Genomic DNA, 12,486 nt, shown 5'->3' with positions numbered 1-12,486 from the left:
AATAAATATTTAACATTAAGCATAAATAAATTTGTTTGCTCTCAAACCTTCTATTGCTGGGAAATTACAGCATCTTCTCCCCTGCCCCCTGCCCCTCTGCCTCATCCCCCAGGAGCCTCACTAGCTGAAAATTGAGGCAATTGGGCGAGGGATAGGTCTTCAACCTCTGGTAGCTTTTCTAGAGAGAGAGGAGTGGATTGGGTAGCACCAGATAAACGTTTTAAAAGGCTAGGTCTGGGGTCATGCAACAGGTAAATAATGCGATCGCCAATTTCCCATTCTTGGTTAGCTGGTATTACCTGTAAGCGTTCTTCTCGTTCTAACAATAGCGGTATCAATACCCCAGCCCGAATCTTTTCTTGGATGCGATCGCATTGAATAGAAAACTCTAACTCATCTAACGTAGTTGTCCCTAGCTTGACACGCCCATCATTCAAATATTCATTCCAAGTTTTAATCGCTAAGTCTGGGATAAAAGCTTGATTAACTTTATTACTAACCGAAATATTCGCTTGCGGATCACGGGGGAAAACAGCTAAGACACGCGGCGGCTTAAATTCCTCAGCTGCCCTTTGAGCCAAAACAAAATTCACCTCGCCATTACTAGTCATAGCCAAAAAAGTACCTATAGAGCCAAGTCCCGCCTCTTCCAAAACAGCAGCATCTAGCCCACTGCTAGCAATCACCCGCAGATTTTGAGCCTCGGCTTGCACAAGACATTCGGGGTCAGTATCAATCATGACCACGTTTTCTCCCCGTTCTTGAAAGAAGCGGGCAATCAAAAGACTTAACGGATTACAACCTACAATTACTGCCCCAGTTACGTCTTTGGAAGTGATTTGCAGCCATTTAGCAATCCAGCCAGCTGTTAGCCCTTGGCAGACAACAGTCATGATAATTGTGAGGAAAACTAAAGCTTTGATAGAATCACCGCCGTTAATACCACGCTGTGTCAGTGAAATCGCAAAAAAAGAAGCGACAGAGGCAGCAACAATTCCTCTAGGAGCAACCCAGCTTAGAAACAGTTTTTGTCGCCAGTTTAAGTCACTGTTCCAGGTACACAACAGGATATTAATTGGGCGAACGACAAACATTAAGACCAAAACAGTAAATAAACTACCCCAACCCAAAGCAAACACACTGGCAATAGATAAATCAGCAGCTAATAAGATGAACAGCACCGAGACGCTGAGAATTGTCAGCTGACCCTTAAAGCTCCTTAACAGGCGTTCTTCTGGGACTGACGAGTTAGCAAAAACTGCTCCTGCAACTACTGTTGTCATTACTCCCGATTCACTGCGGATCATTTGCGATAAGGTAAACAGGCTCCAAAGTATCGCCAATACCACTAAGTTTTTTAGCTCGAATGACAGAAAACTGGCGCGTTTGAAAATCAAACTCATCAGATAACCGCCAGCACCACCAATTGCCGCACCAACACCTAGGCGCATCAGCAAACCGACGATCGCATTAATGGGGTCAGCATCGCCATTTAAAATCGTGTCAAGAACGACGAAGGCGAGGATAGCGCCTACAGGGTCTATTATTACCCCTTCTCCTTCCAAGAGTGTTGCTACTTGCCGATCTACATTGATTTGTTTGAGCAAAGGCCCAACGACGGTTGGGCCGGTAACCACAACGATGGAAGCATACAGAAAAGCTATCTTCCAGGGGAATTCACCCAGCCAGTGAGCAGCCATACTCCCACCAAGCAATGTGATCAGCGTTCCTAGAGTGACGAGCAATTGTAAGCTGACTGAAACTCTACCTAACTCGCGCAGATCCAAGTTCAGTCCGCCTTCAAACAGAATGATTGCCGTTGCTAGAGCGACAATAACTTCCAATCCAGTGCCTAGTAAATGGGGATGCAACAGCCCGATGCCATCAGAGCCAAAGAAGATACCCAACAGCAATAACAAAACGATGCTGGGTATCCGAAAGTATGCAGCCAGCACTTGGGCGCTAATGCCTGCAAGGACGGCGATCGCCATCTGTAGGGTGATTTCAAAAGATGCTTCCATGTTGTAGATTTTGAGCGATTTATTTCAAAATCTTTTGTAAAAAACCGTAGACATTAACTTTACACGGTACAACATCATACCCTTTGTCCATTATTGAATTTAGCGTTTTTTCTATCTGAGCGTCCCTTTAAATCCCCAACGCCGGACGCTGATAAACCCTGCGGCTTGCCGCAAAAGCATCTACGGAATTGTTTTGGTGTTTCCATATCTTTATATCCTCTTCAAGCTTTTGCCTCCACCCAGTTTAGCCGCCACAAACTTTTTTTGGCAAAAGCTGTTGACAAAGACCAGGAAATTGGTTACCTTATAAAAGGTCTGAGTCCGATGCCCCCATCGTCTAGAGGCCTAGGACACCTCCCTTTCACGGAGGTAACGGGGATTCGAATTCCCCTGGGGGTACTTAAAAACAATCAAAAAGCAAAAATATTTTTTGCTAAAAATTAAGGAAATTAAATTACCATCCAGGGAAAAGACTGGATGGTAATTTAACTATAGATAAGGTTCTTTGCTGCCTAACTCTTCTACACGTTGGTGAATAGCCAGGAGATTTGACCGCAAATCTTTACTAAGGCGGTTTTCAATGATTCCCACTGGCATAGTCAGTTTAGGCCAAACTTGAATTGTGTAGCAAAGATTTGTTCCTACATACTCACCAAGAGAATAAGGCTCTAAGCACCAGCTACCAGAAAAGCCTTTAAAATCTCCCTCTACCATGCGGAAGTTAATTTTTTTGGGGAAGTCTTCTTCCAAATCTAGAACTACCCGCGCACTAAAGTTGAAATTCAGTAAGCGTTGGGAGCCTACTTGCTCCAGTCTAATTCCACCATTGGGATGCTCGATTAAACGACTTTTGGCGAGGTTAGGGAGAAAGTCAGGTAAGGCTTCATAATCTGTCAGAACCTTCCAGATTTGTTCTACTGGTTGGGGAATTTGGACTTTGGCGGTGATTTGTCGCTGTCGCTCTGCTATTTTCTCAATTTGAACTTCTACCTTAGCTGCCACGACTGCATCAGCAGTCAAATCCCCTTCGAGGTTGATGTCATCACTAGGAGACTGGAAATCAAGGTTCTCTGTTGTGTTCTGTTGTTTAGTCACTTTCAGAATTATGGTTTGCTTTCGTCAGAAAATTGGGGCAGAGTCAGGGTGAAGCAAATTTCGCTCTGTTCAGAATCCGAAATTGGGAGACTTTCAACTGCGATCGCTCCATTCAAATGCTGCACTAAAGACTTGACTAAAGCAAGTCCCAAGCCAGTTCCTGGACTCCAGCGCCCTTTTCCGCGACGGAACTTGTCAAAGATGTAGGTCGCTTCTTCTTCGGAGATGCCACGTCCTGTATTCCTCACCTTTATGATAACTTGATCAATTTGTTGATCAACTTGGTGAAAAGCTTCCAAGTGGACGGTGCTATCATGCTGTGAGTATTTACAGGCATTGGTTAACAACTCTTGCAGGATGCGGTCAAAACTCTCTAGTTCAGTTTGCAGTTTTAGCGATTCCTCTGGTAAATCTACAGAAATCTTTAATCCTTTCTCTGCGAGTTTATTCTCATAAGATGCTGCTATATCCTGAATTCTAGTATTTAAATCTATAGATTCTAATTGCGGGGCTTCGTGAGGCGACTCTAGTTTCTGGAGTGTCAACAAGTCATTAATCAAGTTGATTTCTTTTGTACATTCCTGCTCTAGAATATCCATGTATCGAACCTGACGCTCTGGCGCGATTCCTGGCAAACGTAAGTTCCGAATTGACATCAGCATGTTTGTCAAAGGATAACGCAAGCGATCGCTCATGTTGCTCAAAAATTCATCTTTGAGTTCATTGAGTTTCCGCAGTTGCTCAACATACTGCCGGGTTCTTTCATGCAACTTTGCCTGAAGTTCAAGACTACTCTGTAGTTTCGCCGTCCGCTCATCTACCAAAGTTTGCACTTGACGCAATGTCTGTGACTGAATTATGGCGTTACTTACTTGAGCACAAACTAGTTCCACAAGATTTAATTCTGCTGCTTGCCAACTCCGAGTGACAGCTTGCTGTAGCACTAAGAATCCTAAGATTTTACCTTGACTCTCTAATGGCACTAATAAGACCGCAGGCAATTGCTCTATTGCAAATAATGGAGCAGCTAACGAAGTATCATTTTGCTCTGTGTAATTATCAAAGATTACTGGTTTGGCAGAATCTATGAAAGTACGCTGGCATAAACCACACTCCGATAGCAAGAAAGACTGATCTTCTAAAATATCTGGTTTAGTAATCCGGGAAATTTGTGTTTCCTTAGCCCATTCACCAACTACTCTAGCTTTTGCTTTAGGAACTTGTTTTTTAGCTTGAGTCCTAAATAATGGGTCTGTATATTTTAGTAGTATAAGCAAACCCCGATCTGCCTGTAGAGATTCGGCAGTGGAGGCAATAACTAACTGGAGCATTTGATTAAGCTCCAAATTGCTACGATTCAGTATGGTTAATTGCTTGATCAAGCTTTGATACTGATTGTTCTTTTGCAGATACTGTTGTTGATGAGCAATTAGCTGGGTTTGTGCTACGCGAGAAAAAGCGATCGCGCAAGCCGACTCCACCTGTTTTAGCAGTTGTTTTTCTGATTCACTCCAATCATAAGGTTGGAATTTAATTAGACTAATCACGCCATTATTATTACCACCAAACCGGGTGGGAATTGCCAAAACTGCTTTTATCGGTAGTGGCAAATATTGACACCCAATTACCAGACTGTTCTGAATGATGGAAATATCTTCAATAGTCAATGGTTCAGCAGCACATTGCAGCACTGGCGAGTGCATAAGCAACTGTTCCATCGAAAACATTTCTTCTGGGTGTGGTAACGCTAGATACTCATCAGCACACCAATTACTAGTAGTCGCTACGTCGGATGCCTCACCCGTTATTGAAACCAAGCAGCAGCAATCTACTTGAAAAACAACTCCTAGCAATTTGGCAATATCTTGCAGCATCAAGGCCATAGCGGAGCTATTGGCAATGATTTGGTTAATCTTTTCTACCAACTTGTGGGCAGGTTCTTCCTGATGCTGCATCAGCTTGACTTGGTAAGGTTGTAGTCGATCTATATCATCTACATAATGTGGCGGCGACGATAAAGGCTTTTTCATTCTTGGCACGCCCTCGGATAATAACTCCATTGTTTTTGCACCCAACCGATTGGCATATTCTTCACCGTTAGTTGTGTTGCTCCACCTTGATAATTGACAATTCTTGTATGAATACTTTCTCTCACCTGTTATAGCCCTTTTCTATGCGAGATGGCCAAGTTCGCGTTATATTAAGCAAATTGCTACATAGGTAGTGAGATACTTAGGATATTCTAAAATGTCCCAGCCTGATTATTTTTGGCTGCTTTATCTTATTTATATTGAGATAATTAACTAACTTTGACTTAGAATATCCTGTCTATAAGTATACATAAACCGTAATTTCTCTGGAATCTCTGGGAAAATCTCCCAAAAACGCCCGTAATAACACTGAATTTATTTTAATAATTTTGTAAAATTTTGTTTTTATTTTAGTCCATTTAACTAGCTAGGCTTTGATCTTATGTTGCTCTCAATCAAAATATAAATAAGCCAGAGCATCAAACAGAGTTACCTTGTAGCAGCAATGGAGTACATAAGTTAAAATTCTTAACAATAAGCTTTACTAATAGGAGAAAATAAAGCTAAGTTGAATGCAGCTCAATTACTTAGTAAAAATAACTGAGCTGCATTGCCTGAATATAAGACTATCCAGCCAAACTCTCGACACTCAGAGGAACCATATCCCCATTCCTGGTCAGCCCTAACAACATTGGTTCTTGGGGTTGAATTAGTTGACCTGTGAGTACACAGCGTTCTTCTTGTTGAGCTGTGGCAGCGATGCTAGCTCGAATGTCGGTTCGCGAAAATCGAGGCTTCCATTCACCTGATTTTTGCTGGACATAATTCCAAAGGATATCTCGGATCAAAGCTTGATATCCTTGATTGCCAGCTATTTCTTTAAGCTTATCTTTCAGTTCCCGCTCTAGGCGGATGCTGGTAACTTCCATATCGGTGGTTGGGGTGCGAGCGATCGTATGCATCACTATTTCTCCTTAAAGGTATAGACAAGATAGTAATACAAGTGTAGTATGTTTAAAGCGATATTCAATAGGTGAAATTTTCTGTGAAATCCATTTACCCCATCTCTACTTCAATTTTTTGCGCCACCAATTGCCGAACTGGTTGGGAATCGGCTGCTATGGAAGTGGAGTATTTATTAATGGGCGATGGTAGCCGAAATCATGGGCAAATCACAGAGGGTAATTATGATTTTAGACATCTCAGCATTAGTGCGCTGATTGCAAAACCAGAACTAGATGAAGAAACGGGGGGGTACAGACAAAGGAATACTGTACCAATATGAGACCAGAAAATTTTCCGGTCAATTCTAACCCCCGCTTCACCGAAAACTTGAAGCGGGGGTTTTTTTATAAGGAGTTAAGCTGTGACGATATCTTCAATGCGCGGCGCGAACGCAATGCAAGTGTTAGAGCAATCTGTGGTGGTGTTTTCTCAAAATTACTTGCCACTGTGTCGGATCAATATCAAGCGGGCGATTGTGCTGTTACTAACAGACAAAGCTCAACCGCTAGGTTTTACCACAGAAGGCGGATGGCGAGTTCACTCACCTAACTTGGTAATTGATGTGCCAAAACACATTCGCTTAACAATTACTTCTAATGAGCGGATGTGGAAAGTTCCGCCAGTGAATCGGCGGGAAGTGTTGCGACGAGATCATCACACTTGCCAATACTGCGGTGGCGGCAAACATCTAACGCTAGATCATGTGATGCCGCGATCAAGAGGCGGTTCTCACACTTGGGATAACGTAGTCACAGCTTGTGAGAGATGTAACTCCCGTAAAGGCGATCGCACCCTGTTTGAGGCTGGTATGCAACTGTGTACCAAACCAAAAGCGCCAATCCACCCCGCGATTTCTTTTGCCGAACAGTTTTGGATAGATATGCAAGGAAGCCTGGAATAACAGGAGAGCATAAGGAATGCTGAAATTAACTTACACTGAAAGCAGCTTTTATTTGGAATGTCTCACTCTGTCGTTAGAAGAATGGGTAGCGCAGCGAGTGATTTTAGCCCTGCGAGTTGGGCAAAGTTTATGTATTGAACCGAGTACCGCTTCCTTTTTGCTTCCTGTTGATTTGCCAGGAGTAGAAGTGCTTAAGGCTGAGGTAAAAAGAGATGACAGAGAAATCATTGCCCTCTGTGCCTGCGATGCCGAATATATGGAAGTCACTCTGCGGGGTTCTTGGCTATTAGATAGTTCTAAGGATGCTGTAGGTGTGTTTTTCACCACTATGAGCGATCGCGCTGAGTTCTTTTTGCATAAACTTTGGCAGGAAGCTCAAGCTTGTGCTTCTGTCATGAGCGAATAAACAAAATAGTAGGGTGACTCAATTTTGGATTTTGGATTATTCAATCTAAAATCCAAAATTTAAAATCTAAAATTCGGGGAGGAAAATTTCTCCCCATTTATTGCGCCATTTGTAACAATTCGGGAATTGTCACAAATCGGTAACCTTGCTGTTTGAGTCCACTAATGATTTGTGGTAAAGCTTCTACAGTTCTTTGGCGATCGCCACCACCGTCATGCATCAAAACAATAGAACCTGGTTTCGCGCCTTTCAAGACATTATTTACAAATGCTTGCGGTTTGGCGTGAGGATCAGTATCGGCTGAAGTTAGCGACCACATAATGACAGCATCTTTCTGGCTTTTAGCGTAAGCGGCTAGTCCGTTGTTTAAAAAGCCTCCAGGGGGACGAAACAGGGCAGTTTTCACTCCTGTAGTTTTGTATATCAGGTCAGCTGTGCGATCAATTTCACTCTTGGCTGTGGCTTCATCCATTCGCCGATACCAATGATGCCAAGTATGGTTGCCAATGGCATGTCTCTGGGCTACCTCTTGCTTTGCTAGGTCAGGATTTGCTTGCAAAGCTTGTCCTACCCAAAAGAATGTCACCTTAACATCATTTTGCTTCAGGATATCCAGCATTTCTAGGGTTGTCTTCGGCCAGGGCCCATCATCAATCCCTAGAGCAATAACCTTCTCGTTATTCCTAGGATGCACCTGATAAACTGTTTTTCCCTGAAATTTAACTGGGACTGTAAAGGTAGGGTTTTCTACTTTGGCTGGCGGTAATTGGGCATTAATTTGGCCCTTTGCTGGATGAGCTTGAACTTGTGCAATACGGATTTTGCTTAAAGGCTTGTTCAACCCCAATTGTGGGGAGATACTACAAGCTGTAATCGTAGAGGCGATCGCGACAAAACTAATTATCTGTTGTCGCTTGAAGGAGTTCTCTGTCACGTCAGGCTTTTAAAGATTTACCCAAGCATAACTGTAGTTTGACATTTCAGAAGCGTTAATTAAGTTCAAACCTAAATACAGAAGCTTTTCTAGACAATTTAAAAAATTTTTTCTGAAACCCCTTGACACCTCTTGTAGTGTTTTGTAGTATAAATGTAGTGAAGCGAAAGACAAAGCTTCTCAAAGGTCAAAGTCATGTTCTACATACAACTAAAGGACAGGCGTTGGAATAAACCAAAGTCCCCAGTCAACAAAGCTGTTCCTACTTGCAAACCATTGGAAGTAGAAGCAATCAACCAAAAAAGTTTTAAGTTTGCACTCAGCAAAACCACAGAATACATCCGTAATACACAACAGGCTTGCTACCTAGAGTTTCGGTTGTTTTCCTAACAGCTTCTAACAGTTCAAAGTAATTTTTCTGAACCTTGAAAACTAAATAATAAATGGGCAAGTTCACTAAAAATCTGTGTCTATAAGCCTAAATACTAGGCACAGATATCAAATATGGGAGTATAGCTCAAATGGCTAGAGCGATCGCCTGTCGAGCGATAGGTTACGAGTTCAATTCTCGTTGCTCCCGTCTAGCCTTGTGGACGACTAGATAAGTCGCTGTGCATCTCAAGCTGGTGCAACTTCTGTCGAGGCTCCCAAATGGCTGAGTAGCCAAGTGGTCGAAGGCGTCGGTCTGCAAAACCGATATCGTGAGTTCAAATCTCACCTCAGCCTCTGGTGCGATCGCAGCGTAGCTTAATCAGCAAAGCCCCAGGTTCATACCCTGTTATATGCGGGTGCAAATCCCGCCGCTGCCACCAAATGCAGGGATGGTGTAACGGCAACACCTCGTGACTCCAAATCCGATGTTCTAGGTTCAAATCCTAGTCCCTGTGTCAGACAATTTTAGATTAAAAAATTTAATCCAAAATCTAAAATCTAAAATTCGGTAATTTATGCCCTCGTGGACGAATGGTTAAGTCAGTGCTCTTTCAAAGCACAGATGCGAGTTCAATTCTCGTCGAGGGAATGATTATGGGTCGGTGGCCGAGTCTAGCTGAAGGCGATAGTCTGTAAAACTGTTCTTTTTTGCACGCAGGTACCCTTCCCTTCTCTACGAGAGGCTGCGCCAACGGGACGCTCCGCGAACGGGAACCAAGCTACAAATCCTGCTCGACCCACTATGGAGAGGTGGCTGAGTGGCCCAAAGCGTCCTCCTGCTAAGAGGAAACGGGTAGTTTACCCGTCGCAGGTTCAAATCCTGTTCTCTCCGCTTTGAGAGTGTGGTGTAATCGGATAACATCTCAGTCTACGAAACTGAGGACTTGAGGGTTCAAATCCCTCCGCTCTCGTTACACGATCTTTTCTCCTATCCCCCGGTAGCTCAGTTGGTAGTTAGCGCCTGTTTGAAAAACAGGAGGTCGTCGGTTCGATTCCGATTTGGGGGGCTTCGTTGCCTTATAGCTCAATGGTAGAGCAAGCGGCTGTTAACCGCGCGGTTGTAGGTTCGAGTCCTACTGAGGCAGCCATTCATTGCCGGGTGGACGAATTGGTAAGTCGCATCGCTCTGAACGATGAGGTTGCAGGTTCAAACCCTGCCCTGGCAATAAAGCCCTGTGGTGTAATTGGCAACATAGCGCCCTTTGAAGGCGAAGATTCCAGGTTCAAGTCCTGGTGGGGCTGCCAAACTTTGCTCTTGTAGCCCAATTGGAAGAGGCTGCCGTCTCAAAAACGGTATGTTGTGGGTTCGATTCCCACCAAGAGTACCAAAATTTGCTCCTGTAGCCCAATTGGAAGAGGTGGCAGACTTAAAATCTGTTTCGTTGTGGGTTCGACTCCCACCAGGAGTACCAACGGGATGTAATTCAGTGGCGAGAAGCCATGCTTTGGGAGCATGGAGTCGCAGGTTCGAGTCCTGCCATCCCGATATGCCCCTGTGACGGAACTGGCATACGTGCTGGAATCAGAGTCCAGATTTTGCAGGTTCAAATCCTGTCAGGGGTATCGGTGATTATGCGGGGATGAAGCAAGAGTGGCTTGGAGGTCTCATAAGCCTCATATCAGCAGGTGCAATTCCTGCCCCCGTCACCAAAATTAGTGCTGGTGTAGCTCAATTGGCAGAGCAACTGATTTGTAATCAGTAGGTTGCAGGTTCAATTCCTGTTACCAGCTTGATGCGGGTGTGATGTAATCGGTAGCATCTGAGTGCGCCATACTCAGTGCGTGGGTTCAAGTCCCTCCACTCGCTTGCGTAGTCCTGTAGCTCAACGGTAGAGCAGTTGTCCTACAAGCAAAGGGTTGCAGGTTCAATTCCTGCCAGGACTACCAAGTATTGGGAGTGTAGCTCAATGGAATAGAGCTTCGAGCTTCTACCTCGAAAGTTGTGGGTTCAAATCCTACCACTCCCGCCTAAACAAGTCAAAAGTCAAAAGAACGAATTTAATTATTTCTCTTTCTTTTTAGTTTTTACTTTGCTCTTTTTACTTATTTGATGGGGTCATAGCTCAAATGGATAGAGCGCCTGCTTTGCAAGCAGGAGGTTATGGGTTCAATTCCCATTGATTCCACTGATGGTGTCTGAGGCAAAAGTGGTCGAGGCGCTGGTTTGTGGAACCAGTCATAGCGGGTTCAAGTCCCGTCAGATACCCCTCAATGGAAGATGCTGCTGAATGGTCGGCAACCAAGCTTGAACCTTGGAGTACGGGCAACTGTAGGGGTTCGATTCCTCCATCTTCCTCTTTTACCACCTGAAGCCGAAAAGCGAGGCGCTGTGCTGATAACACAGAAATAGGAGGGGCAGTACCTCCCCGGTGGATTTATATGTAGCGTTGGTATTACAACATTTGCGATGTAATACGATCGCACTTGCTCATTTCTTATTTAAATTAACTAGGGTGGTTGGCATAACGGCTGTGCAGCGAGCTTTTAACCCGCAGAAATAGGTTCGACTCCTATACCACCCATTATGAATAGGAACTAGCGATCGCTAGTTGAGCATGTTGCAATAATATATCTTTGTCCAGAGCATTTACGGGATATTGCGGTGTTACTGCCAGTAGTTTATCGATTCTTTCTTTGGCTGCTTCCACTACTGATTCATCCAAGCTACCCTTACTGAGGGAATCGACGAAATCTTCAGCAATCTGATAAGTTCTTTCAATAGATGATGAATTAATATTACGCGAGACAATAAACAAGTCGCAGCCTGCATGAAATGACCGCGCTACAGTACCAGCTTTAATAAACATATCTGAGATGGCTTTCATATCTAGGTCGTCAGATACAACTACTCCCTCAAAGGCAAGTTCTTCTCTAAGTATGGTTTTGAGAATAGCCTGGGAAAGCGTTGCTGGTACATCAGCATCTATCTTAGGAAATAAAATGTGGGCAGTCATGATTAAAGGAATCTGTACTTCGATTAAAGCTCTAAAAGGTATAAGTTCTCGAAGTCGCAGGTCTTCTAAAGTTAAATTCAGTATTGGTAGCTCAATGTGAGAGTCTTTGCTGGTATCTCCATGTCCAGGGAAGTGTTTGGCGCATCCCAAAATTCCTGACTCTTGAAGTCCAAGGTAGTACTCACGAGCATTTTTTGCAGCAATTTCGGGAGTGTTACCAAAGGCACGAGATCCAATGACGGGGTTGTGGGGATGGGAAAAAACATCTGCTACAGGTGCCCAGGATAAATTTATTCCTAGTGATTTTAGTTCTACTGCTGTGGCTTTTGCTACTTCGTGGGCGTGCGATCGCAGCAACAACGCATGAGGAAACCGCGTAATCGGCAGTGGTGTACGAATCACACGACCTCCTTCATGATCCAGAGTCATAAACATCGAATCACGTTCAGTATATTCTCGTATCTGATTGTTTAAATCTTTGAAGCTTTCTAGCCAAATCTGATATGAGGTGGCATCCAAAAAGTTCTTGGCGAAAAAGATTACCCCAATCGGTCTCAATTCATTGAGGGCACGTTTATCATCATCGCTTAATCTCGTGCCAGAAATACCTAGAATCAGGTGATGTCCAAAGCACTTTAGCTCCTGCGATATTGGCATAATCTTTTACCTATACTTGTATAGCAAACAACTAGGATATTCAACCTATGA

The 12,486-nt window shown here is 43.8% G+C and carries 9 protein-coding genes and 26 tRNA genes; 29 read left to right on the top strand and 6 right to left on the bottom strand.

The window, feature by feature from the left end:
• Positions 1-101 precede the first annotated feature (101 nt).
• Positions 102-2,021 carry a cation:proton antiporter gene (locus ACFE90_RS07685; protein ID WP_375499219.1) on the bottom strand — a complete coding sequence of 640 codons (1,920 nt, stop codon included), beginning with the start codon at positions 2,019-2,021 and terminating at the stop codon, positions 102-104.
• 326 nt (positions 2,022-2,347) lie between these two features.
• On the opposite strand from ACFE90_RS07685, the gene ACFE90_RS07680 reads away from it, so the two are divergent.
• A tRNA-Glu gene (locus ACFE90_RS07680) sits at positions 2,348-2,420 on the top strand.
• A gap of 90 nt (positions 2,421-2,510) precedes the next feature.
• Here the strand turns inward: ACFE90_RS07680 and ACFE90_RS07675 are convergent.
• From ACFE90_RS07675 to ACFE90_RS07665, 3 genes are all read right to left on the bottom strand, one after another.
• On the bottom strand, positions 2,511-3,116 hold the full coding sequence (locus tag ACFE90_RS07675) for an SRPBCC family protein (RefSeq protein WP_375499217.1): 606 nt from the start codon (positions 3,114-3,116) through the stop codon (positions 2,511-2,513).
• 8 nt (positions 3,117-3,124) lie between these two features.
• Complete coding sequence (locus ACFE90_RS07670) at positions 3,125-5,146, bottom strand: GAF domain-containing protein (RefSeq protein WP_375499215.1); 2,022 nt, start codon at positions 5,144-5,146, stop codon at positions 3,125-3,127.
• A 626-nt stretch (positions 5,147-5,772) separates the two neighbouring features.
• Positions 5,773-6,108 (bottom strand): hypothetical protein, encoded by a 336-nt coding sequence (locus ACFE90_RS07665; RefSeq protein ID WP_109011785.1) that lies wholly within the window; start codon positions 6,106-6,108, stop codon positions 5,773-5,775.
• Between the two features lie 71 nt (positions 6,109-6,179).
• Between ACFE90_RS07665 and ACFE90_RS07660 the strand changes: the two genes are divergently transcribed.
• The 3 genes from ACFE90_RS07660 to ACFE90_RS07650 all read left to right on the top strand — a co-directional run bounded on the left by ACFE90_RS07660 (position 6,180) and on the right by ACFE90_RS07650 (position 7,458).
• Positions 6,180-6,431 carry a hypothetical protein gene (locus tag ACFE90_RS07660; protein ID WP_375499213.1) on the top strand — a complete coding sequence of 84 codons (252 nt, stop codon included), beginning with the start codon at positions 6,180-6,182 and terminating at the stop codon, positions 6,429-6,431.
• Positions 6,432-6,545: 114 nt separating this feature from the next.
• Complete coding sequence (locus tag ACFE90_RS07655) at positions 6,546-7,052, top strand: HNH endonuclease (RefSeq protein ID WP_375499225.1); 507 nt, start codon at positions 6,546-6,548, stop codon at positions 7,050-7,052.
• A 16-nt stretch (positions 7,053-7,068) separates the two neighbouring features.
• Positions 7,069-7,458, top strand: coding sequence for an alr0857 family protein (locus ACFE90_RS07650; RefSeq protein ID WP_375499211.1), 390 nt, complete (start codon positions 7,069-7,071; stop codon positions 7,456-7,458).
• A 97-nt stretch (positions 7,459-7,555) separates the two neighbouring features.
• Here ACFE90_RS07650 and ACFE90_RS07645 read toward each other — a convergent pair whose 3' ends face one another.
• Entirely contained in the window at positions 7,556-8,392 is an 837-nt protein-coding gene (locus ACFE90_RS07645; RefSeq protein WP_375499209.1) for a polysaccharide deacetylase family protein, read from the bottom strand.
• A gap of 506 nt (positions 8,393-8,898) precedes the next feature.
• Between ACFE90_RS07645 and ACFE90_RS07640 the strand changes: the two genes are divergently transcribed.
• The 25 genes from ACFE90_RS07640 to ACFE90_RS07520 all read left to right on the top strand — a co-directional run bounded on the left by ACFE90_RS07640 (position 8,899) and on the right by ACFE90_RS07520 (position 11,346).
• Positions 8,899-8,972, top strand: a tRNA-Asp gene (locus ACFE90_RS07640).
• Between the two features lie 73 nt (positions 8,973-9,045).
• A tRNA-Cys gene (locus ACFE90_RS07635) sits at positions 9,046-9,118 on the top strand.
• Positions 9,119-9,128: 10 nt separating this feature from the next.
• A tRNA-Met gene (locus ACFE90_RS07630) sits at positions 9,129-9,204 on the top strand.
• 3 nt (positions 9,205-9,207) lie between these two features.
• A tRNA-Trp gene (locus tag ACFE90_RS07625) sits at positions 9,208-9,279 on the top strand.
• A gap of 63 nt (positions 9,280-9,342) precedes the next feature.
• Positions 9,343-9,413 (top strand) — tRNA-Glu (locus ACFE90_RS07620).
• A gap of 7 nt (positions 9,414-9,420) precedes the next feature.
• A tRNA-Tyr gene (locus tag ACFE90_RS07615) sits at positions 9,421-9,564 on the top strand.
• Positions 9,565-9,568: 4 nt separating this feature from the next.
• Positions 9,569-9,656 (top strand) — tRNA-Ser (locus tag ACFE90_RS07610).
• Between the two features lie 4 nt (positions 9,657-9,660).
• A tRNA-Arg gene (locus tag ACFE90_RS07605) sits at positions 9,661-9,735 on the top strand.
• Positions 9,736-9,756: 21 nt separating this feature from the next.
• Positions 9,757-9,831, top strand: a tRNA-Phe gene (locus tag ACFE90_RS07600).
• A gap of 6 nt (positions 9,832-9,837) precedes the next feature.
• Positions 9,838-9,912, top strand: a tRNA-Asn gene (locus ACFE90_RS07595).
• A gap of 5 nt (positions 9,913-9,917) precedes the next feature.
• Positions 9,918-9,990, top strand: a tRNA-Gln gene (locus tag ACFE90_RS07590).
• A gap of 3 nt (positions 9,991-9,993) precedes the next feature.
• Positions 9,994-10,069 (top strand) — tRNA-Gln (locus tag ACFE90_RS07585).
• Between the two features lie 6 nt (positions 10,070-10,075).
• Positions 10,076-10,152, top strand: a tRNA-Leu gene (locus tag ACFE90_RS07580).
• Positions 10,153-10,158: 6 nt separating this feature from the next.
• Positions 10,159-10,236, top strand: a tRNA-Leu gene (locus ACFE90_RS07575).
• 1 nt (position 10,237) lies between these two features.
• Positions 10,238-10,310: transfer RNA gene (locus tag ACFE90_RS07570), tRNA-Pro, on the top strand.
• Between the two features lie 3 nt (positions 10,311-10,313).
• Positions 10,314-10,387, top strand: a tRNA-Leu gene (locus tag ACFE90_RS07565).
• Between the two features lie 11 nt (positions 10,388-10,398).
• Positions 10,399-10,474, top strand: a tRNA-Met gene (locus ACFE90_RS07560).
• An 8-nt stretch (positions 10,475-10,482) separates the two neighbouring features.
• A tRNA-Thr gene (locus ACFE90_RS07555) sits at positions 10,483-10,555 on the top strand.
• Positions 10,556-10,559: 4 nt separating this feature from the next.
• Positions 10,560-10,631: transfer RNA gene (locus ACFE90_RS07550), tRNA-Gly, on the top strand.
• Between the two features lie 5 nt (positions 10,632-10,636).
• A tRNA-Val gene (locus ACFE90_RS07545) sits at positions 10,637-10,711 on the top strand.
• 6 nt (positions 10,712-10,717) lie between these two features.
• A tRNA-Arg gene (locus ACFE90_RS07540) sits at positions 10,718-10,791 on the top strand.
• Positions 10,792-10,876: 85 nt separating this feature from the next.
• Positions 10,877-10,950 (top strand) — tRNA-Ala (locus ACFE90_RS07535).
• A gap of 6 nt (positions 10,951-10,956) precedes the next feature.
• Positions 10,957-11,030, top strand: a tRNA-His gene (locus ACFE90_RS07530).
• Between the two features lie 7 nt (positions 11,031-11,037).
• Positions 11,038-11,120 (top strand) — tRNA-Ser (locus tag ACFE90_RS07525).
• A 155-nt stretch (positions 11,121-11,275) separates the two neighbouring features.
• Positions 11,276-11,346: transfer RNA gene (locus ACFE90_RS07520), tRNA-Lys, on the top strand.
• Here the strand turns inward: ACFE90_RS07520 and nagZ are convergent.
• Complete coding sequence (gene nagZ, locus ACFE90_RS07515; protein ID WP_375499207.1) at positions 11,347-12,435, bottom strand: beta-N-acetylhexosaminidase; 1,089 nt, start codon at positions 12,433-12,435, stop codon at positions 11,347-11,349.
• Positions 12,436-12,486: the final 51 nt, after the last annotated feature.

Origin of the sequence: uncultured Nostoc sp. (assembly GCF_964245445.1) — a bacterium.
In the GTDB taxonomy this organism is placed as follows: Bacteria; Cyanobacteriota; Cyanobacteriia; order Cyanobacteriales; family Nostocaceae; genus Nostoc.
The sequence above is the reverse complement of the archived record's forward strand: the minus strand, read 5'-3'. Positions and strand labels throughout refer to the sequence as shown.